Genomic DNA, 22,390 nt, shown 5'->3' with positions numbered 1-22,390 from the left:
TGATATATACGTGAAACAGCCATTTAATAGACATTATATCAATCAGAGGAAAGGATAGGAAATAAAAACGCCTCTGCTCATAGCAGAGACGCCAGTCGTTATTTCATTCTAAACGGCCACCAATTCCATTTACCAAAAATACGAACCATGACCGGAATAAAGAGGGGCAATACAACAAAAGCATATAATAAAAGTCCAATGAGTACGACTGTTGCAATTTCAACAAGCGATAATACTCCTGATGGCAGCATAGCAGCGAACGTACCTGCTAAAATGGCCACTGCAGAAATAATAACAGAACCCATATTTCTCATCGCTGATATCATCGATGCTTGTACATGCTCTCCCTTCCATTCATTAAAACGATCCATGAGGAAGATGGAATAATCGATCCCGAGCGTCACAAGAATGACAAAGCTGAAAAATGGGACAGCCCAGCTGACACCATCGTAGCCAAAAAATGTTTTAAAGATCCATTCTGTTAACCCGATTGATGTAAAGTACGTTAAAATCAGTGAAAGTGTTAAGTATATCGGCATGACGATTGACCGTAATAAAATAATTAAAATAATAAAAATACCAATTAACATGAAGATAACAGTTCGAATAAAGTCACCGTCAGACGTTTCTTTTAAGTCCACATTTAAGCTTGAGATACCAGATACACCGTATTTGGCATTTTTGAGTCCACTTACAGGTAAATATTGATCAAGGGTTTCCTCAATTTTCGCGACACCTTTCATCGCTTCATTGCTGTATGGATTCACATTTAAGATGACTTCAAAAGTCGTTAATTTACGATCTGGAGACATATACGTATGAAAGATTTGCTTAAATTCTTGGCGTTTCAGCACTTCTTCTGGAATAAACCAGCCCGTTATTTCTTCATCTGGCGCTTGCTGAAGCTGCTTTAAGTAGCCGTCAGCCTCGGTGAAGCCGCTTTTGACCTGCTCAAGCCCTTCAATACTTTCACCTAATCCATCTGTTAACAATGTAAGTTTTGATGAAAGCTGGCTAAATCCTTTTTTGATGGCTTTTTGGCCGTCTGTCAGCTGATCTGCACCATCTTCGATTTTAGGCATTTCTTTAATCAATTGTTTTTGGCCCTCATTTGTTTGGTCAAGGCCGTCATAAATTTGATCAAGCCCATCCATGAGCGCTTGCACTTGGCGTCTTACTTCTTTTTGCTTGCTTGATAAGGTTTGAATCACTTGATCTGCCTGCTTGATCTTTTGCTTAAAGTGAGCGGCTTCCTCTTCATATACACTCATTTGATCCCCTGCTTGATCAAGCATTCCTTTTGTTTCTTTGAATACCTTCTTGATTTCTTTATATTCATCCATGTCTTTTACTTCTGGAAGACGATTTTCTAGTGCTTCAAATGAAAGATTTTCATAGGATGCCCTTACTTTCTTAATGGTTGTCATCAGCTGCTGATTCGATTTCGCATGGCGTTCAAGTGTATTCACCACTCGCTCTAGCTCTTGAAGCATCGTTTCGCTGCTGCGATATTCTTGCTCTAATTCTTTTTTCGCTTTTTTGATTTTACTTCGAATGGTGCCGACGCCTTCCTTACTGCGTCTCACTCCATCTTCTAAAGAGATTAAGGATTCCCTAACTTCTCCGATACCGCTTTTGATTGCTTTTGTTCCATCAATCAGCTGGTCAATGCCTTGAGCGGATTCTTCAATTTTTGGTTTTTGTTTGAGAAGAGCGAGATTTGTTTCGGTCAAGCCATCTGAAATTTTCCCGATTCCTTCATGGCCTTTGCCGAGTTCTCCTCCAAGCTCTTTCGCTTGAGATGTGACATAAAGCTGGCTCAGCCCGTCCCCAACAGGCCGCGTGACACTGCGGACTGTTTTGACTTCGTCAATGTCATTTAATTTACGAGTTAGTTTTTCAATCATGACAATGTTTTCCTGATTATCCAGCTTATGATCATTTTCGACAAGCACATTCAGCGGCAGCGCTTCACCAAAGCCAAATTGCTCTGATATCGTATTAAATGCTGACACCGACTCATACTTATTCCCAATTTCATTTAAACTGTTATAAGATAGGGTGCCGTCGTACATCAGAATAGGAGGCACCGTAATAAGAGCGACTAACCCTAAGCTGATCAGCGGCCTTTTAAATGAAAAACGCCCAGCCCATTCCCACATTTTACTTTGCGGATGCCGAATGTTTTCTCTTTTAGATGGCCAGAATAGAGATTTTCCGAAAACAGACATAAAAAAGGGAACGATGGTGACAAGGGCAATCAGCAGAATGCCTACTCCAACGGCAACACTAACGGCTGATTGATACAATTGGAATTTAGCAAATCCAATACTTGAGAAGCCGACTAACACGGCTAAGCCGCTGAAAAATACCGTTTTCCCTGCACATTGATATGTGACGATAATCGACTCTTTGACATCACGGCCTTGCCCGATCTCCTCTTTAAAACGGCTTAACAGCAGGATGCAATAATCCGTTCCGATACCGAACATAATGGCTACCATAAAAATCTGAGTAAAATTAGATAGAGGAAATTGTGTATATTCTACGAGAAAAGCCACAATACACCGGCTGACAGCGTAAGAAATGCCTATCGTAATGAGCGGAACAACAGGTGCCAATATCGATCTGAAAACAATGATTAAAATAAAGAAAATAAAAATCATCGTGATAAGTTCAGTTTTCTTCAGACCTTGTTGAGAGCTTTGAATGACATCTGAATCCACAAACTTTTGACCCGTTATTTCATATGAGACATGATAGGGCTTTAAAACTTCCTCAATTTGTTCTTTAATCTTCACAGCTTTTGTTTCGTAGTGGTCGAATTTGAATGGAACAAGAAGTGTACTTTTATCCTTTGATAAAAGTTGTTTTTGAATGTCCGGATCTACATGAAAATACGAAGTAATTCCGTCAATGTGGAGTTCTGGGGCATTTGACATGAGTGCAGCTAAAGCCTTTTTTAATTCCTGCTCTTTCGCAGGGAACAGATGTTGTTCGGAGAATACAAGCACACCTGTATCTTTCTTCCCGTTCTTATCTGACAGCTTATCCAATAGGTGAAGTGCCTCAGCTGTTGGTGTCCCCTCCGGAACCTTTAATTGCCCTTTTTCTCTTGTTAATTCCTCTAAATCGGGCGCAGTAATAAACAGAATCACAGCTGTTATCATCCACACCACTAATACAATCCATCTTGCTTTAATTATTTGCAACATAGCTGCTTCAAGCTCCTTCTACTTCTTCAATCAATTTGCTGTATTTGAGCGTGTCTGAAGTGCTGACTGCGTCTCCTTCAAATGGCAGGATGACCTATTCAATTGTCCTTTCGTGTTGAAGAAGCATATCTCCATCATCAGCACGCGAGCTCAATTTCTGCCTAAAGAAAGACAGAAAATGAATGTTTTTGAACACCTCCAATTTGGGATAATTTAAAAGATATTACTATACATTAGTTTAACTATCAAAATTTTACATGTCAATTTATAAAAAAGAAAAAAGATGGCAAAATACCATCTTTTTTCTATATTTAAACCGTTTTCAATTGTTCACTCTCATCCTCTTCATCTGGCTGGATGAAAAAGAGGACCAAAAATAGTGAAATGAGACTGCAAATGGTCGAGAGAATAAAAACAATGGAGTCCCCTTTATCCATTAGATAGGCAAAAATCGGAGGTCCTAAAGCAACACCGATAAAACGCATACTGCTATAAAATGACGTAATGGTACCGCACTGCTCTTTTTCAATTCCTTCTGTAATCAGCGCATCAAGTGCAGGCAGCACAATACCGATGCCCACTCCGCCAATGCTTAAACAGATAAACAATACGAAAAAGCTGTGATTCCACCATAAAAAAATATAAGAAAGTGATAACAAAGCCATCCCTACGATTATAAAGATTCTCATTTTTCCTTTTTCTTTTCCAATCGTTTTTCCAGCAATGTAGGAACTGATTGATAGAAAAAGGAGCGGAATACTCAGCAGGAGCCCTTTTTTAACGCCTTTTATTTGATAAGCTGCCTCGAGGTTATCGGATAAGTAAAAAAGCACACCAAAAAGAAGAAACATAATAAAACCGCCAATAGCAAAAATGGCATAAAGCCAGCGTCCCTCATGCTTAAAAATGGTCTTTGTTGATTTTAAAAATTCTTTAAATGTAGGCGGGTCCTCCTCTTTTTTCGCCGACTCTACCATGAACAGTACCATGAGAAAGCTGATGATCGAAAAGAACGGAATGAACCAAAACGGCACAAACCAAAACCATGAAGCAAGAAGTGCCCCAATAATAGGACTTAGTACCTTACCTGCTGTATTAGAGGTTTCAATGGCGCCAAGTCCGGCACTGACCTCTTCATCATCATGAAACAAATCTCCAATAAACGGCATAACGACAGGTGCGGCTCCAGCTGAACCAATCCCTTGAAGGACCCTGCCAAACAGAATCCACATATAAGGTTCTTTCATGATCGTTGAGGCGACTGCTGCCACAGCTCCTCCAAGTCCAGCGATTAAAAGACACGGCAGCAGTACCTTTTTCCGCCCAATCCGGTCTGATAAGTAACCGGCGATTGGAATACATAAGATGGCTACAACCGAATATACCGTAATAATGAGAGAGACTTGAAAGGAAGTAATCGAGAGTTTCTTTTCTATCTCTGGCAATACTGGTATTAACATCGAGTTCCCTAGTGTCATGATTAGAGGCACTGATGATAATGCAATGATATTCTTTTTACTGACTGTTTTCTCGCCCAACATCATTCACCCAATTCTATATACTGTTACGTATTAGTGTGGCAAGTTTGACGAGTATTATGTATGGGCGAACAAAAAGCAGCCGCCTATGGAAGCGACTGCTTATTAAAATCGTTTGCGTATGACATGAAAGCTGAATTTATCCGCTCGAAAATAATTGAGGGAGTATAAGACCGGCTGATCATCCTGATCATAGTGCATTTGTTTCAGTAATAATAACGCCGTTTCAGGGTCACAATCTAGAATCGGTGAGACCTGATCGTGGTAGCCAATTGGTTCAATATCAGCAACTGCATATTTAATCCCGCTGTGCGGTTCTCTTCCAAACAGCTCAAAAAGAGACTCTTCTTCATGTGTAAAAGAAGCGGGAAGATGTTTGACCGGAATTTTATCTAAACAATAAACAACTGGCTGCCCATCTGCCGTTCGAACGCGTTCCATTGAAAAAATCCCATCAGATTTATCACACTGAAAACGAATGACATCATTCTCTGTTGGCTCCCCTTCTTGCGAGGATAAAAAGATGGTGCCAGGCGTCATATTGACCTGCTCAATCATTTTCGTAACACTTGTCAGCTGTTCTATGCCTGTCGAAAAAAGCGGTCTTGAATTGACGAAAGTCCCTACCCCATGCCTTCTAATTAAATACTTCTCTTCTTCTAATATACGAAGGGCCTCACGCAGTGTCGCTCTGCTCACACCTAAAAGTTTTGAGAGCTCAAACTCAGAAGGCAGTTTTTCTTTTTCAGCATATACACCTGTTTGAATATCTTCTTTAATACGGTCAATCACTTTCAAATATAAATGGCGATTGTCTGTTTTGGTCGACATGTTTTCCCTCCGTCTAATCAATGCAAATGATAAGATGAGAAATCTCTATTCCGAGATAAGTTGAACATAACTATATCATGTTTTTGCAAATAAATAAATAGTCTGACATCCAGTTAACATAATCATACTATTGTTCACTGTTTTTCAGGAAAGCTCTCTTCAATTTATGAAGAGAGCTCGTCATATTGTTCTTTTGAGAGAAGAACTTCTCTCGGTTTACTTCCTTCATATGGGCCTACCACGCCCCGCTCTTCCATTGCGTCAATGAGACGTGCCGCCCGGGTATAACCGATGCGAAATCTTCTTTGCAGCATAGAAACAGAAGCCGTCTGCATGCCGATAATCAATTCTACTGCTTCATCATATAGATCATCTTCAACAGCCGCAAGCTGATCATGCGTTTCTTCGCTCGGAATCATTTCCTCTTGGTATTGTGCTTTTTGCTGTGTGATCACATGATCCACAACATGTTCCACTTCTTCATCTGATAAAAAGGCGCCTTGCACACGAACCGGCTTGTTTGCACCAACAGGTAAAAACAGCATGTCCCCTCTGCCCAGTAGCTTTTCTGCGCCTCCCATATCAAGGATCGTCCTTGAATCTGTTTGAGAGGATACGCTAAAGGCAATGCGGGATGGGATGTTGGCTTTAATGACACCTGTAATGACATCGACAGAAGGTCTTTGTGTGGCGATAATCAAATGAATTCCCGCAGCACGAGCCATTTGAGAAAGTCGTGTAATGGAATCTTCCACATCAGAGGAAGCGACCATCATTAAATCTGCAAGCTCGTCTACAATGACAACAATATAAGGAAGCTCTGGCTGTTTAGCATCTTCTGTTTGATTCATCCGTTTAATGTAATCATTGTATCCTTCAATATTTCTTGTCCCCGTATGCGAAAACAATTCATAGCGGCGTTCCATTTCGCTGACTACTTTTTTAAGGGCCTGCGAGGCTTTCTTAGGGTCTGTTACGACAGGAGCCAAAAGATGCGGAATGCCGTTATACACATTTAATTCAACCATTTTCGGATCAATCATCATCATTTTCACTTCATGAGGCTTCGCTCTCATGAGAATGCTTGTAATAATACCATTGATACACACACTTTTTCCGCTTCCAGTCGAACCTGCTACAAGCAAATGCGGCATTTTGTTCATTTCAGCAAGCACGGCTTCACCCGAAATATTGCGGCCTAGTCCAATGAGGAGCTTGGCATTTGGACGGTCATTTTGCTTCGATTCTAATACCTCTTTTAATGAAACCATAGCAATTTCTGCATTCGGAACTTCGATGCCGATGGCTGATTTACCAGGAATCGGCGCCTCAATACGAATGTCCTTTGCTGCAAGGGCAAGGGCTAAATCATCACTTAGATTGACGATCTTACTGACCTTCACGCCGACATCTGGATATACTTCATATTTGGTCACAGCTGGACCTAAATGAACCTGTGTGACTTTTGCTTTCACACCAAAGCTTTGGAATGTTTTTTCAAGTTTTCTGGCATTTTCATAAATATTTTTCTTATCTGTTTGCTGACCTGAATGCTGAGGCTCTGCCAAAATATCAAGTGACGGCAATTCATAATCTTTGTTTTCAAGTTCTGTAAATGTCATCGGAGGCGCCTCTTTTGGTTCATCGGCTGTATCTGATTGAACTGGTGCACTTTGCACAGAGTCCTGAAGAGGCGCTGTCTCTTTTTCCGCCTGCTTTTTTTGAACCGTCGGGGTGAGAATGTCATCTCTGTCTGCAAAGCTTGAAATAATCGGCTGGCTATTATCAGAAGACGGCGTTTCCTCTTCGATCAAGATCAGATCATCCTCGTCTTCTTCTTGAATGCGTGAACGTTTTTTCTTTTCACCTGTTTTCTGAGAGGACGCGCTCTTTTTGGCCTGCCTGATTCCTTTCATATCTTCAACAAACGCTTTCCACTGCCTCACCATAAATTGTGATACAGGAATCGTCACTTTTTTCACCATTTCCTGAAGGGATCGGTTTGTAATCAGGACAATTCCAATCAGCATCAGAACAATCGCCATGATTTGCGAGCCTGCTTGTGCAAATAAGAAATAAGAAGCAGCGAACAAGACGGCTCCGATCATGCCGCCCCCTAAATCAGGCGATCCTGTTTCACCTTTCATATCCATCAAGAAAAGCTCAAATGTATTTCTAATCACACTTTGAGAGCCAATGACGCCAGCAGATGAAAGATGCTGAAAGAGCTTCACATGTGACAAAAGCAAGATGCTCGCAATGATGCAGTAGAGACCTGCTTTTCTTCTTGTTAAAATATCTGGGATTTGTTTTTTCCAGAAAATCGTCACACCAAAAAGAAATAATCCGATAAGGCAGAGAATGAACCATTCACCTGCAAAGAATCGGAATAGATGTACAAAGGTTTGTCCAACAACGCCCAGCTGTAAAATGGCAATGATCGCTATGGCAATACAGACTAACCCATTTAATTCATATTTCAGTTTTAGCTGTTTATTTTGTTTTTTTCTCGTTTTCCGTTTTCTCTTTTTAGCCATACTCATCACCTTACTACGAAAGAAAATATAACCTACCGAAAGATCAGAAAGAAAGTAGCCTGGTTTTGGCTGCATCTTGTTGTAAGTTTTCCCTTTATTATAGCATAGAATCATTCATATGAGTCGGTTTGATTGGTGCCTAAATGTAACTTCAATCGCTTGCCTGGTGCAAGCTCTTGATTGAGAAAATCCATTGGATTGGTGCTCATGACTTGAACGATTTCTGCTTCATCTTCTTTCATTTCAACCATCACTGGCACACCTTGAATGTTTACCTGCTGGAGCTTGCGTTCTCCCTGTTCCTCAGCGTAAATGGCTTCATATGGCATAGGCGTATATAAAATCATTGGATCAGCCCCTCGTTTTGAGATGCCCTGTCTCCGATAAGTTCGTTCAACTTTTTAATCGCTTGTCCTACACCGCCCACTTCATTCATGAGTCCGTATTCTGCTGCCTCATGACCAACGACATTTGTTCCGATGTCTCTCGTCAAATTGCCTTTTGAGAACATGAGCTCTTTAAACTTCTCTTCTGTAATGTTGGAGTGGCTTGTGACAAAATTAATGACTCTTTCCTGCATTTTATCTAAGTATTCGAAGGTTTGCGGAACGCCAATCACAAGACCTGTTAAACGCACAGGATGAATGGTCATCGTAGCTGTTTCTGCAATATACGAATAGTCACACGATACAGCAATCGGGACACCTATGGAGTGGCCGCCGCCAAGCACAATCGAGACAGTTGGCTTTGATAAAGAAGCAAGCATTTCTGCAATCGCAAGTCCCGCTTCAACATCTCCCCCTACTGTATTTAAGATGATCAGAAGACCTTCTATTTTAGGGTTTTGTTCAACGGCTACGATTTGTGGAATGACATGTTCGTATTTGGTTGTTTTATTTTGCGGTGGAAGCTGCATATGGCCTTCAATTTGTCCAATAATGGTGAGGCAATGGATATTTGTATCTTGCGGCAGCTGTGGAACGGCTGTTTCACCAAGCTGCTGTATTTTGCTCATAATGCTGTCTTTTTCTTCTGGCTTTCGCTCAGGCTGCTGTTCATTCTTTTCGTCCATTTGTCTCCATCCTTTCCTCAAACTCTTCTCCTATTATGAACAAATAGGGCATATTCCATCCGCATTCCTCATGCCACATCAAAAAAGCCCAAAGAGCTTATACTCTTTGGGCTTTATTCATCACACTTCCATAATAATTGGAATGATCATCGGCTTACGTTTTGTTTTTTCATATAGGAATTGATTTAGCACATCGCGCATGGATTGTTTCAATGTTGACCATTCAACAATTGAGTTTTCCGTTTGCTCTTTGACAATCCCTTTGACCATTTCTGTTGCTTTCACAATCAGCTCTTCGGATTCTCTTACATAGACAAATCCTCTTGTGATGATTTCAGGTCCAGAAATTAATTGTTTCTTTTGTTTATCAAGCGTGATGACAACAATCAAGATGCCATCTTGAGACAATAGACGTCTATCGCGTAACACAATGTTTCCGATATCACCAACGCCAAGTCCATCGATCAAAATGTTTCCTTGATGAACTTTTTCACCGATTTTGACATTCTGTCCTCTAAACTCAACAACATCGCCTTTATCAATCAAGAAAATGTCACTGCGTTTCATGCCTACTTCTTCAGCAATACGAGAATGTGCTTTTTGCATACGATATTCGCCATTCACCGGAATTAAATACTTCGGTTTTAGTAAGTTCAGCATTAGCTTTAACTCTTCTTGGCATCCATGTCCAGATACATGTACACGTTTTTGCGCAAAAATGACTTGTGCTCCGCTTCTTGTAAGGAAATCCACTGTTTTAGAGTATGTGAGTTCTTGTCCAGGAAGAGGTGTAGATGCAATCACAACTGTATCATCTTTTTCAATATGAAGCTGTTTGTGATTTTGCTTCGCCATTTTTGTTAAAGCAGCAAGCGGCTCTCCGTGGCTTCCAGCGGTCAGGATAACCACGTCGTTTTTCGCCATTTTCTTCACTTCTTGAACGGGTACAAATAATTCTTCGTCTGCTGTAACATAACCAAGCTTGATCGCCAGCTGAAGGGTTGTCATCATATTTTTCCCTGCAACGGCAAGCTTACGGCCATTTTGATTTGTTGCATTTATGATTTGCTGCACGCGGTTAATATTAGATGAAGACACAGCAACGATCACACGATTTTCAGCATTGTACATCGCATTTGAGATTTCGTCTTGGACGAGCGCCTCAGAAGGTGTATAGCCTGGTTTTTCAGCATTTGCACTGTCTGAAAGTAGTGCTAAAACGCCGTTGTTTCCAATTTTCGCAATCTCTCCGATGTCACAGGCTTGGTTAAGCGCTGGGGTTTGATCAAATTTAAAATCACCTGTGCATACGATTGAACCAAGAGAGGTTTTGAAGCTGATCCCAACTGAATCAGGAATGCTGTGATTCGTTCTAAAGAACGATACTTTTGTTGTTTCAAAAGTAATAACTGATTTTGCATGTACCTCACGCAAATCAGCTTTTTGATTGAAGCCATACTGCTTTAATTTTTCTCGAAGTAACGCAAGGGTCAGCTTCGTTCCGTAGACTGGTACAGACAATTTGCTCAAGCAATGGAATACGCCTCCGATTGCTTCATCATGTCCGTGGGTAAGAAAAATTGCTTTCACCCGATCAGCACGCTCTGTTAAATAAGAGATATCAGGAATGACGACGTCAATGCCCAGCATTTCATTTTCTGGATGCATTAAACCTGCATCTACTACATATATGTCCGAATCAATCTCAATGACATATAGGTTTTTTCCGATTTCTCCAACGCCTCCGAGTGCAATAATTCTTACGTTCTCTGTATTTTTCTTTTTCAAAATTCTTATCCTCCTAGTCTCAAGCCCGTCCATCATCGCTTAATGCTATTATAACTGAATCTAATTTTAGAAAACAAGATGAAGTCACATTTTAAGAAAGTGTTTATGTATAAAAAACGGTCATACTCAGGGACATCTGAGAATGACCGCTTACGAAATCTTTTGTTTTGATCAGCTGTTTAAAACGCTGCTTAAATCCAGTCTCTCTTCTTCTGACAAAGGCAAAAGCGGAAGTCGAACAGATCCGACGTCTAGTCCTTTCAGCTGAAGGGCTGTTTTGACAGGCGTTGGATTTGGTGCTGAGAAAAGCTGTTTCATGATTGGAAGCAGCTTTTGGTGGATCAATGCTGCATTCGCTGTTTGGCCTGAAGCATAGCTTTTCAGCATTTGCTGCATATCCAGTCCTACGATATGAGACGCAACCGAGACAACTCCTTTTGCACCAACAGATACAGCCGGAAGTGTTAAGCTGTCGTCCCCTGAATATACGTCGAAATCTTCTGGCGTCTCTGCAATGATTTTTGTCATAGCATCAAGATCGCCGCTTGCTTCTTTAATGGCAACAATGTTAGGTATTTGCGCAAGCTTAATCGTTGTTTCTGGTGCTAATGAAGCTGCCGTTCTTCCTGGTACATTGTAAAGCATGACAGGAAGAGATGTAGACTCGGCAATGGCTTTAAAGTGTGCATACATGCCTTCCTGTGATGGCTTGTTGTAATAAGGTACGACAAGCATCACTGCATCAACGCCCGCTTCTTCTGCTTTTTTCGTTAGTTTGATAGACGCATTTGTATTATTACTGCCTGTTCCTGCAATGATTTTACAACGACCATTTGCTAATTTGACCGATTGCTGAAAAAGAGCGACTTTTTCTTCATTCGATAAAGTTGGCGATTCGCCTGTTGTCCCTGCAACGACTAAGGAGTCACTGCCGTTTTTTAACAAGTAATCAATGAGAATTGATAGCTTTTGGAAATCGATGTTGCCCTTTTTATCAAAAGGTGTAATCATAGCTGTTGCGATATTTCCGAAATTCATTTTTTTCACCTCATCATGATTCAATCACATTTATCTTGAAAGTTCAAACACTTCGTGCAGGGCATTGACAGCCGCTCTCATGTTTTCTTCATTCACTAACACCCAAATGGTCGTATGACTGTCAGCCGATTGTAAAATCGGAATGTTTTGCTCGGATAGAGCCGTTACAATTTTCGATGTGACACCTGGTACACCCATAATGCCTGCGCCAACAGCTGATACTTTCGCACAATTTGTTGTCACAATTGGTGTATAGCCAAGATCTTTTAGGATCGACGTTGCCTTTTCAGTCATTGCACCTGTCACTGTATACACAATTTCACTCGGTGTGATGTTGAAGAAGTCGACACTGATTTGTGCGTTTGCCATTGCTTTGAAGACCTCTGTTTGTACGCTGTACTGACCTTCTTTTGCAGGGACTTTGATTTGTGTCACATCATTGACATGTGCAATACCCGTAATGAGGCGGTCATACACATCATGGCTCATTTTATCGGAGTAGTGTGATGTAACGAGTGTGCCCTCATCATCAGAGTATGTTGAACGGACCCTCATTGGTACTTTTGCCTGCATCGCAATTTCGACAGCTCGCGGGTGAATGACTTTTGCCCCTTGATATGCGAGGTTGCAAATTTCCGTATATGTCACGACTCTCAGCGGTTTTGCATTTTCAACAATGCGGGGGTCTGCTGTCATAACGCCTTCTACATCTGTAAAAATATCAATAAAGTCTGCCTGCAATGCAGCGCCTAAAGCAGCAGCGGACGTATCACTGCCACCTCGTCCGATTGTTGTCACGTCTCCATTTTTCGCAGCTCCCTGGAACCCAGCGACAACGACAACATCATGTTCAGAGAGTGCTGCCTCAAGACGTTCGCACTTCATGTCAATAATTTTCGCACTTGTATGCTCCTTATCTGTCACAAAGCCCGCCTGAGCTCCAGTCATCGCTACAGCCTTTAGCCCATTTTCATTCAGCATACTTGAAAACACAACAGCTGAGATATTCTCTCCGCAGGAAACAAGCAAGTCTTTTTCTCGATTTGTCATATGCTGCGCGCTGCCGTAAAGCAGACCAAGCAGCGTATCTGTCGCATAGGGATCACCTTTTCGTCCCATTGCAGAAACGACAACAACCGACTTATAGCCTTTCTCTTTTGCAGATAAGATATGTGCAAGTGCCCTTTTTCTACCTTGATCATCTTTGACAGATGTACCGCCAAATTTTTGGACAATTATTTTCACTGTTTTCACTCCAAGTTCATTCTGACGTAACAGAAGAGAGCAGGCGAAAGATGCCTAACTCTCTTCTGTTCGTCCTCATCATCCATTGAATGTTAAACTAATTTTAATGCTTTTAAGCTTTCTGCAATTTGAACTGAGTTCCATGCAGCGCCTTTAAGCAGGTTATCAGATACAATCCACATATGGAACCCGTTTGGACGGTCCAAATCTTTCCGAATGCGGCCGACAAATACGTCGTTTTTCCCAACAGCATCTGCAGGCATTGGATAAATTTGCTGAGACGGATCATCTTGCAGCGTAATTCCTGGTGCATCTTTTAGAATTGATTTGAGGTCTTCCACTGTTGCATCATTTGATTCTAGTTCGACGTAGACAGATTCTGAATGGCCTGTTTCAATTGGAAGCCTTACGCATGTTGCCGCTACTTCCAGCTCAGGCATATGCATGATTTTTTTCGTTTCGTTGATCATTTTCATTTCTTCGAATGTATAACCGTTGTCTTGGAATTTATCAATTTGCGGGATCGCATTAAATGCAATTTGATAAGGCATGACTTCTGGTGTTACATCCTCTTTATTTAAAATGGCTTGTGATTGGCTGTATAGTTCGTCAATGGCTTCATGTCCCGCACCTGATACTGCTTGATACGTAGAGACAATGACTTTTTTCATTCCATATGCCTGACGAAGCGGTTCTAATGCCGCTACCATTTGAATCGTTGAACAGTTAGGGTTTGCAATGATCCCTTGATGATCATGCAAATCTTTTTCGTTTACCTCTGGTACGACAAGAGGGATGTTTTCGTCCATACGAAAAGCACTTGTGTTGTCAACAACAATCGCACCTCGTTTGACTGCTTCAGGAGCCAGCGCTTTAGAAACATTTCCTCCAGCACTGAATAATGCGATGTTCACTCCTTCAAAGCTTTCAGGTGTTGCTTCCTGAACAGTGTACTCTTGACCTCTGAATGTCACTTTTGTTCCAGCAGAACGTTTTGAGGATAGTAGAGTAAGTGTATCCATTTCAAAATCTCTGTCAGCTAGTGTTTTTAACATTTGTTGACCGACAGCTCCAGTCGCTCCAACTACAGCTACATGCAATCCTCTTCCCATCAGTAAAACTCCTTCCGACCCATCCATGATTCTTTTCTTTCGGATGGCCATCCTATGACTTTTTACATTTTATTTTACCATAGAAAAGCAAGGCTTGAAGCATCTTTTTTGAATCTTTCATGATTTTCTAGTGAATCTATTATTCGTTTGGTCCAATTAAAATTGGCTGAATTTGTCTATGCTGGAGTGCCTCTTCTACTGTTTGAGATAGCAGATCCATGTTCGCGACCATCGAGGTCGGTTTTTTGAATGGATCATCCTGACCAAACGGAATAAAGAAAATATTCTTTGTCGACATCAGCCTCATCAGATTTGTACCATTTAAACCTAACGCATCATTTGTTGAGATACCTAAAACGACTGGTCGATGATTCCGTATGGTTGCTTTAGCAGCCATTAAAACAGGACTGTCTGTCATGGCATTTGCAAATTTCGCCATCGAGTTACCAGTTAAAGGAGCAATGACCATACAATCAAGCGGCAGCTTAGGTCCGAGCGGCTCTGCTTTCACGATTGAGTCAATCGCTTGAAATCCAGTCAGCTTCTCAATCCGCTCGATCCACTCGGCTCCATCTCCAAATCTCGTATTCGTGCTCTGCACCGTGTACGACACCACTGGACGCACCTCTGCCCCTTCTTTTACAAGCGATTCGATTTGCGGAAAAACAGCTTCATACGTACAGTGGGAACCTGTTAAACCAAAGCCGATTCTTTTCCCTTTTAATGTTGTCATGATCTCATCCCCCTTTTTTCCTCCGCAAGTTCACATAAAAGCCCGGAAAGCACTTTTGCAATGATTTGTCCTGCTGTTTTTGGTGCAACAATCCCCGGGAGTCCTGGTGCAAGAAGTGCCTTCACTCCGTGCTTTTGTGCAAAGTCAAAGTCTGTTCCGCCTGGGCGTGAGGCGATATCCAAAATGAGTGTCTTTGGTGTCATGCTGACGATGACAGATGAATCTAATACAAGACTTGGAATGGTATTGATGATAATATCAACATCCGTTACTTCTTCTTTTAACTGGTCCATTGAAAATGGATTAAGCCCCATCTCAAATGCCCGCGCTAAATGTGCTGTGTCTGCCGCCCCTACTTTTACGTCTGCCCCTAGTGCCCGAAATGTGCGGGCAATGGTGAGTCCTGTTCTTCCAAGTCCGAGAACAGCGACATGAGACCCGTGAATCGTATAGTCCGTTTGCTGAATGGCCATCATGATAATTCCTTCAACTGTTGGAATAGAGTTATATATGGCAATATCATCTCGCTCAAACAGCTTCACAAGCTTCCGGTTCACCTGCTTTGCCAGATTGTCTAAGTACGTATTTGAAATACCTGAGTACAAGATACAATGGGCTGGGGTTCTTTCTAAATATTTAGCTTCCAGCAAGACCTGCTCGTTTGAAAAAACGGTAGCAACAGCACCTTCATCCGTTGTCCCAGATACTGGCAGGATCATACTGTCTACTTGTTCGAATGGAAGTTCAGACATTTTCAGCTTTTCAGCACCGATAAATCCATGATCCAGCTGGTCAAATCCAACCAAAAATACTTTGGCATGCTGCTGTGACAACTTGCGAATAATTTCAAGCTGTCTTGCATCTCCCCCGATCACCGCAACCGTTAAACCGCTCAACATACTGACCGTTCACCTTCTTTATTTAAAAAAGTCTGTAATATTTTCTGAATCTCCCTTTCAGCATATGAGGAGAGGATTCAGCCTGTGAACGAATCAGAGAGAGAAAAGAAAAAGAGCACCCATTATTATGGGTGCTCTTTTTCTACGTGCGGCTGAAGTTCTTCAGGCACATCGAGAATGATCATATCTGATCCTATTTTTTGAATGTGATTCCACGGGACGCGGATGTCATTTCCTTGTTTTCGAAAGCCAAACCACTTCACGGAAGGTATAATGAGTGCTGTAATTTGACCGTCCTGTTCATTGATTTCAAGGTCGGTTTGTCCAAGCACGCCCAGCCGCTCCGCTCTTTTAATATCGACGATCTCTTTTCCTGACAGTTCACTCAGCCTCAAAATCGCATCACTCCCCTTCCGTATCATATATGCAGCAAAAGAAAGAAATAGACCGTCCTGCTCTTTTCAAGTTATGTATGATGTGAGTTGGTATACCAAACAGGCTTAAGTTGATGAAAGCAATTATGATCTTTTAGCATTCTCTCCACTCGTTTCACCATGTCTTTTACATGTCCCGGATCATAGGAAAGCGTCCAGATGATAGATGAAAAGCAGCTCATTGCTGTATAGATGGAAAAAAGAAGCCAAAAATCGTTAGTGGACTGCGTACTCACGTATTGATCCAGTTGTCCAGCTGAGAACGGAATGCTGCTTTCTCGACTAAATAAGGACAATTTATAAAAGTCATGAACCGGGTCGCCCCAGTCGGATTGATCGAAATCAATCACACCGGCATATTGATTACCTTGTATGATGATATTCCCTAAATGAAAATCATCATGCTGGAACTGGTTAGGCCTCTCTTTTACCGCATCAACATTCGACTTGATAAAATCTAATACAAACTGATCATTGGAAAACGTCACGCCACTTGATTGATAGGCATGTACATACCGTTCATGTTTTGCCATGACTTTCTCATCCCACGGACGAACATGAGAAGGTGCACGGCATGTATGCATCAAACTTAGCTCTCTGGCTGCCCGCCTCCCGATTTCATACTGCTCTTCATTTGTAAGTAGATGGATGGAGTCTCTAGCATTCTCGCCTTCGATAAAGGAGAAAATACGATAGGTACAGTTTAGTTCAGCACTCATTCCAATCTCAATCACTTCAGAACAAAGAATCCCTCGATCTTTTAACTTCCGCTGAAATGATGCTTTTCTTTTATAGCGCGAATACGTTTGAATGTCTGATAACTTAAGCACCAGCTTTTCACTAGATGATATTGTAACCAAAAAGGTGCGATCTCCCGAAAAACCAGATGTCATGGCTTGGAAAGAAATAGCTTGTGTCAGAAGTGGAGAGAGCTGTTTCAGCTTTTCATGTTCCATGAAAGCAGAACCCCTTTCTTCTTTACCTACAATAAAACGGCAGACTTTTTTGAGTCTGCCGTGTTGTTTACATTATGATGGCTGATCACCCGTCGGACTAATAAGCGAGAGCGCATAATCTTCTGTAAAGATGCGTTTAGATAAGTTATTTACGCCATCTAATGTGACGCTGTTGATTTCATCAATAATTTCATCGAGTGTCCGATGTTTGCCAAGGAGCAGTTCATTTTTACCGTTTCGGCTCATTTTGCTGTTTGTGCTTTCAAGGCTGAGCATAAGGTTGCCTTTCATTTGCTCCTTAGAGTTCTCTAGTTCTTTCTGCGTGATTCCCTCACGCTTTAAGACGTCTAATGTTTGTAAGATGGTCTCAGAGAGCAGGTTTAGCTGCTTGGCTCCAGTCCCGCCATAAATCGTCAGCATTCCATTATCTGCAAATGAACTGTGATAGCTGAAGACGGAATAAGCAAGTCCTTTGTCCTCTCTTACATCTTGGAATAATCGGCTGCTCATGCTTCCGCCAAGAACATTATTTAAGACGATTAAGTCATAGATGCCCTTATCTCCAGCTGGAAGACCATTAAAGCCAAGGCATAGGTGCGCTTGTTCCGTTTCCTTTTTGCGTGTGAGCTTGTCATAATGAAATGCTGGAGCTTCTACAGGCTGCTTTTTCCCTTTTCCTTCATAAGAACCGAACAGCTTTTCAACCTCACGAATAAAGGTCTCATCTACGTTCCCTGCAACAGAGATTACGACGCGGTCCGGTGTGTAGAATTCATCCATATATTTTCTAAGTGAGTCTCCGTTAAAGGTAGAGAGTGTTTCCTCTGTTCCTAAAATCGGATATCCTAATGAATGATCACCATAAATGGCTTTGCTTAATAAATCATGAACGATGTCATCAGGAGTATCCTCATACATTTTAATTTCTTCGTACACCACATTTTTTTCTTTTTTCAGCTCTTCTTCATCAAAAGCAGAATGAAAGAACATGTCGCTTAATACATCGAGGGCGTAGCCAGCATGTGAATCAAGCACCTTCGCATAGTAGCAAGTGTATTCTTTTGATGTAAAGGCATTCACTTGACCACCAATGCGGTCAAAGGATTCTGCGATATCACGTGCAGATCTTGTCTTTGTCCCTTTAAAGAACATATGCTCTAAAAAGTGTGAGATCCCATTAATTTCAGGTGTCTCATGTCTAGAGCCTGTTCCAATCCAAACGCCAATTGCGACAGACCTTACAGTGGGATTGTTTTCGAGTACAATTCTTACTCCGTTTTGGCATGTATACGTTTTGACCAAGTTTTGCTCCTCCTATTCAACAAACAGATCGCATCACGGATGTCTTTTTTCACTTAGGAGGTCAGAAACCGTCCCTAATTCATATCCTCTTTCCTTGATTTGAGTGATAAGTGCGTCAAGACTTTTCGCTGTTGCATCTGTTGGATGCATTAATATCATCGCCCCATTGTGAATTTTCCCAAGCACCCGCTTTTGTAAAATAGCCGGGGATGGTTTTTGCCAGTCGATGGTGTCTACTGTCCACATAATGGTTTCCATGCCTTCTTGTTTGGCAAGCTTGACTGTTTCTTCTTTAAAGCTGCCGCTTGGAGGCGCAAACCATTTTGGTTTCTTCCCAAGGGATTCTTCAATTTGGCGATTTGTTTTCGTTATCTGCTCTAATGCTCGTTCTCTTGTCAGTGTGCGCATATCTGGGTGATTGTATGAATGATTTCCAATTTCATGACCATCTGCCACGATTTTTTTAGCAAGCTCTGTGCTATTTTTCACCCATTTGCCTTCTAAGAAAAAGGTCGCCTTGACTTGATGCTTTTCCAGCGTCTTTAACATGTTGATTAAATGCTCGTCACCCCAAGCTACGTTGATGAGGAATGCATTCATTTTTTTATCTGGATGTCCCTTATAAATGGGCTCTGCACCAAGCTCATGTAAATGAATAGATGGTTTTGTTTCATTAAAAACAAGCAGCTTTTCATCGAATGACCCCTGTTTCTTCATTTTTTCATAAGAGGCATCGATATCAACTGTCTGTCCATTTAAGCCAGGCATCTTTTTCCACACTTTATCAATCTTAGCATTTTGCGCCTTTACTTCATAGTCAGAAGACTTCGATTCAATTTCCTGAAATAAAATATCTTTTGAAACAGATGCAACCTCGGCATGCTCTTTCATTGATTCAATATATGTAACAGCAGCCGGCTGCTTCATCGTTTGATATGACACGAGCAGTAAAAATACAAACACAATGAATGGTAACGTTTTTTTCAATGGTTGTCCCTCCCCTTTACCACAAATTATGACGGGGAGAAACAAGCTAGAACTATTGTTAGCGCAAGAAAAGAAAGAAGCCTGGCACGGATACCTGGCTTCTAACACATTTTATTTGATCTCATTAAGACTGCTTTTCTTCTTTTTCCTTTTCTTCACGTAAAACAGCTTTCCGAGAAAGGTTCACACGGCCTTGTTTATCGATTTCAGTGACTTTGACAAGTAATTCATCGCCAAGTTTCACGACATCTTCTACTTTGCCCACACGCTCAAGCGCAAGCTCAGAAATATGAACAAGTCCATCTTTTCCACTGAAGATTTCAAGGAAGGCACCGAATTTTTCAATGCGTTTGACTTTACCTAAGTAAAGCTGTCCTACTTCAACTTCTCTCACAAGATCTTCAATGATTTTCTTCGCTTTTTGGTTCATATCTTCTTCTGTAGAAGAAATAAAGATTGTACCATCTTGTTCAATATCGATTTTCACACCGGTATCTTCAATAATTTTATTGATTTGTTTACCGCTTGGTCCAATGACATCGCGAATTTTATCCGGATTGATTGTCATCGTTAAGATTTTTGGTGCATAACGAGACAATTCTCCTCTAGAAGCAGGAATCGTTGACAGCATGCTGTCTAAGATTTCCATTCTTCCTTTTTTCGCTTGTTGAAGAGCCTCTTCTAAGATGTCTTTTGACAAGCCATCGATTTTGATGTCCATTTGAAGGGCTGTGACACCTTTTGATGTACCTGCCACTTTAAAGTCCATATCTCCAAGTGCATCTTCCATTCCTTGAATGTCTGTCAGCACTGTGTAGTATTCCCCAGATTTCACAAGTCCCATTGCAATCCCTGCAACTGGTGCTTTAATTGGAACACCCGCATCCATCATCGCAAGTGTGCTTGCGCAGATACTTGCTTGTGAAGTAGATCCGTTAGATTCTAATACCTCTGAAACGAGGCGAACCGTATAAGGGAAATCTTTTTCGGATGGAATGACTGGTTCTAGTGCACGTTCACCTAGTGCACCATGTCCGATCTCACGACGGCCTGGACCGCGCATTGGACCTGTCTCACCAACACTGAATTGCGGGAAGTTGTAATGGTGCATGAAGCGTTTTGATTCTTCAACACCTAGACCATCAAGAATTTGCACATCGCCAAGTGCACCTAATGTACAAATACTGAGGGCCTGTGTTTGTCCTCTTGTAAATAGGCCTGAACCGTGCGTTCTTGGCAGAAGTCCTACTTCTGAAGAAAGTGGACGGATTTGATCTACGCCGCGTCCATCTGGACGTACTTTCTCTTCAGTGATCAGACGGCGAACTTCGTTTTTGACAAGCTTGTTTAATACATCTTTTGCTTGTTTAATCGTTGCTTCGTCACGTTCTTCTGCTTCAAACTTCTCAACTACAGCTTTTTTCACAGCACTGATTGCATCCTCACGCGCATGCTTCTCATGTACTTGAATCGCTTTCAGCAGGTCAGCTTCAGCAAGTGCTTTTACTTCGTCTGCTAACGTTTGATCTACTTCATATAAAGGAATATCGATTTTTTCTTTACCGACTGCCTTCACAATTTCTTCTTGGAATTCGATTAAGCGTTTAATCTCTTGGTGACCGTACATGATCGCTTCAAGCATTGTCTCTTCCGGTACTTCATCAGCACCAGCTTCTACCATGTTGATCGCATCTTTTGTTCCGGCAACCACAAGATTGATGTCACTTTGTTCAAGCTGCTCCACATTTGGGTTAATGATCAGCTTTCCATCCACTCGTCCTACTGTAACGCCGGCGATTGGTCCCTCAAATGGAATGTCAGACACACATAAAGCTAAAGATGAGCCAAACATTGCAGCCATTTCAGATGAACAATCTTGATCCACACTCATGACGATACTAATGACTTGTACTTCGTTTCTAAATCCATCTGCAAACAGCGGACGAATTGGTCTGTCAATTAAGCGGCTCGCAAGGATAGCCTTTTCACTTGGACGGCCTTCTCTTTTAATGAAGCCGCCAGGAATTTTACCTACTGCGTATAGTCTTTCTTCGTAGTTCACAGTGAGCGGGAAGAAATCAAGTGGTTTTGGTTCTTTAGAAGCTGTTGCTGAGCTAAGCACAGCCGTATCTCCGTAGCGTACGAGGACCGCTCCGTTTGCTTGCTTTGCAAGCTGGCCAGTTTCAACTGTCAGTTGACGTCCAGCCCAGTCTATGGTGAAGACATGTTTCTCTTGTCCCATTCTGAGATAAACTCCTCTCTTATCGTAAAATTTTAGTTAGTTCTTATTATGAACAAAATGATTTTCACATATCAATGTGAAAGCTGTATGTAGAAGGGTATTTGCCATTCTTTCAACATTTTAACCATAAAATATTAGTGATTATACGATAAAAAAGCGGGAATCCTCCCGCTTTTTACGATTATCGACGTAAGCCTAGTTTGTTAATTAACTCACGGTAACGAGTTACGTCTTTATTACGTAGATACGTAAGAAGATTACGACGTCTACCTACCATTTTCAAAAGACCGCGACGTGAGTGGTGATCTTTCTTATGAGTACGTAAATGCTCGTTCAAGTTGTTAATTGATTCTGTTAGGACAGCGATCTGAACTTCTGGAGATCCAGTATCAGATTCGTGTGTTTTGAACTCATTAATTAATTGCGTTTTACGCTCTTGAGTAATTGCCATCCTGTTTCAC

18 protein-coding genes are annotated in these 22,390 nt (G+C 41.5%); all 18 read right to left on the bottom strand.

Features of this window, described 5'->3' with window-relative positions:
• Positions 1-98: 98 nt before the first annotated feature.
• The 18 genes from H7F25_RS07040 to rpsO all read right to left on the bottom strand — a co-directional run bounded on the left by H7F25_RS07040 (position 99) and on the right by rpsO (position 22,380).
• Positions 99-3,215, bottom strand: coding sequence for an MMPL family transporter (locus H7F25_RS07040; RefSeq protein WP_044330517.1), 3,117 nt, complete (start codon positions 3,213-3,215; stop codon positions 99-101).
• Between the two features lie 311 nt (positions 3,216-3,526).
• Positions 3,527-4,756 carry a bacillibactin exporter BcbE gene (locus tag H7F25_RS07035; protein WP_225315495.1) on the bottom strand — a complete coding sequence of 410 codons (1,230 nt, stop codon included), beginning with the start codon at positions 4,754-4,756 and terminating at the stop codon, positions 3,527-3,529.
• 102 nt (positions 4,757-4,858) lie between these two features.
• Positions 4,859-5,584 (bottom strand): GntR family transcriptional regulator, encoded by a 726-nt coding sequence (locus H7F25_RS07030; protein WP_024424122.1) that lies wholly within the window; start codon positions 5,582-5,584, stop codon positions 4,859-4,861.
• Between the two features lie 164 nt (positions 5,585-5,748).
• Complete coding sequence (locus H7F25_RS07025; protein WP_122631378.1) at positions 5,749-8,121, bottom strand: FtsK/SpoIIIE family DNA translocase; 2,373 nt, start codon at positions 8,119-8,121, stop codon at positions 5,749-5,751.
• A 110-nt stretch (positions 8,122-8,231) separates the two neighbouring features.
• On the bottom strand, positions 8,232-8,468 hold the full coding sequence (locus tag H7F25_RS07020) for a YlzJ-like family protein (protein WP_008344712.1): 237 nt from the start codon (positions 8,466-8,468) through the stop codon (positions 8,232-8,234).
• Positions 8,465-9,193: a ClpP family protease gene (locus H7F25_RS07015; RefSeq protein WP_024424124.1), complete on the bottom strand. Its 729-nt coding sequence runs from the start codon at positions 9,191-9,193 to the stop codon at positions 8,465-8,467. The genes H7F25_RS07020 and H7F25_RS07015 overlap by 4 nt, the downstream gene beginning before the upstream one ends.
• A gap of 120 nt (positions 9,194-9,313) precedes the next feature.
• Positions 9,314-10,981, bottom strand: a complete 1,668-nt coding sequence (rnjB, locus tag H7F25_RS07010; protein ID WP_012010007.1) for a ribonuclease J2 — start codon at positions 10,979-10,981, stop codon at positions 9,314-9,316.
• Positions 10,982-11,152: 171 nt separating this feature from the next.
• Positions 11,153-12,019 (bottom strand): 4-hydroxy-tetrahydrodipicolinate synthase, encoded by an 867-nt coding sequence (dapA, locus tag H7F25_RS07005; protein ID WP_024427012.1) that lies wholly within the window; start codon positions 12,017-12,019, stop codon positions 11,153-11,155.
• Between the two features lie 30 nt (positions 12,020-12,049).
• Positions 12,050-13,264 carry an aspartate kinase gene (gene dapG, locus H7F25_RS07000; protein ID WP_034281880.1) on the bottom strand — a complete coding sequence of 405 codons (1,215 nt, stop codon included), beginning with the start codon at positions 13,262-13,264 and terminating at the stop codon, positions 12,050-12,052.
• Between the two features lie 92 nt (positions 13,265-13,356).
• Positions 13,357-14,376 carry an aspartate-semialdehyde dehydrogenase gene (gene asd / locus H7F25_RS06995; protein ID WP_024427010.1) on the bottom strand — a complete coding sequence of 340 codons (1,020 nt, stop codon included), beginning with the start codon at positions 14,374-14,376 and terminating at the stop codon, positions 13,357-13,359.
• A gap of 139 nt (positions 14,377-14,515) precedes the next feature.
• Positions 14,516-15,109 (bottom strand): dipicolinate synthase subunit B, encoded by a 594-nt coding sequence (dpaB, locus tag H7F25_RS06990; protein ID WP_044330547.1) that lies wholly within the window; start codon positions 15,107-15,109, stop codon positions 14,516-14,518.
• The gene (gene dpaA, locus H7F25_RS06985; RefSeq protein WP_185854407.1) at positions 15,106-16,008 is read right to left on the bottom strand and encodes a dipicolinic acid synthetase subunit A; all 903 of its coding nucleotides are present in this window, start codon (positions 16,006-16,008) and stop codon (positions 15,106-15,108) included. Before dpaA ends, dpaB begins: the two co-directional genes overlap by 4 nt.
• A 125-nt stretch (positions 16,009-16,133) precedes the next feature.
• Positions 16,134-16,403, bottom strand: a complete 270-nt coding sequence (locus tag H7F25_RS06980) for a YlmC/YmxH family sporulation protein (RefSeq protein ID WP_185854406.1) — start codon at positions 16,401-16,403, stop codon at positions 16,134-16,136.
• 71 nt (positions 16,404-16,474) lie between these two features.
• Positions 16,475-17,398 carry an aminoglycoside phosphotransferase family protein gene (locus tag H7F25_RS06975; RefSeq protein WP_024424131.1) on the bottom strand — a complete coding sequence of 308 codons (924 nt, stop codon included), beginning with the start codon at positions 17,396-17,398 and terminating at the stop codon, positions 16,475-16,477.
• Positions 17,399-17,470: 72 nt separating this feature from the next.
• Positions 17,471-18,700 carry a M16 family metallopeptidase gene (locus H7F25_RS06970; RefSeq protein ID WP_025092599.1) on the bottom strand — a complete coding sequence of 410 codons (1,230 nt, stop codon included), beginning with the start codon at positions 18,698-18,700 and terminating at the stop codon, positions 17,471-17,473.
• Between the two features lie 33 nt (positions 18,701-18,733).
• Complete coding sequence (locus tag H7F25_RS06965; RefSeq protein ID WP_172881507.1) at positions 18,734-19,687, bottom strand: polysaccharide deacetylase family protein; 954 nt, start codon at positions 19,685-19,687, stop codon at positions 18,734-18,736.
• A gap of 124 nt (positions 19,688-19,811) precedes the next feature.
• Positions 19,812-21,929, bottom strand: coding sequence for a polyribonucleotide nucleotidyltransferase (pnp, locus tag H7F25_RS06960; RefSeq protein WP_024424134.1), 2,118 nt, complete (start codon positions 21,927-21,929; stop codon positions 19,812-19,814).
• A 181-nt stretch (positions 21,930-22,110) separates the two neighbouring features.
• The gene (rpsO, locus tag H7F25_RS06955) at positions 22,111-22,380 is read right to left on the bottom strand and encodes a 30S ribosomal protein S15 (protein ID WP_008354438.1); all 270 of its coding nucleotides are present in this window, start codon (positions 22,378-22,380) and stop codon (positions 22,111-22,113) included.
• Positions 22,381-22,390: the final 10 nt, after the last annotated feature.

It is taken from the genome of Bacillus sp. PAMC28571 (assembly GCF_014250435.1).
GTDB classification, from domain to species: domain Bacteria; phylum Bacillota; class Bacilli; order Bacillales; family Bacillaceae; genus Bacillus; species Bacillus safensis.
Note: the sequence above shows the minus strand (reverse complement) of the source record. Positions and strands in the feature narration are given on the sequence as shown.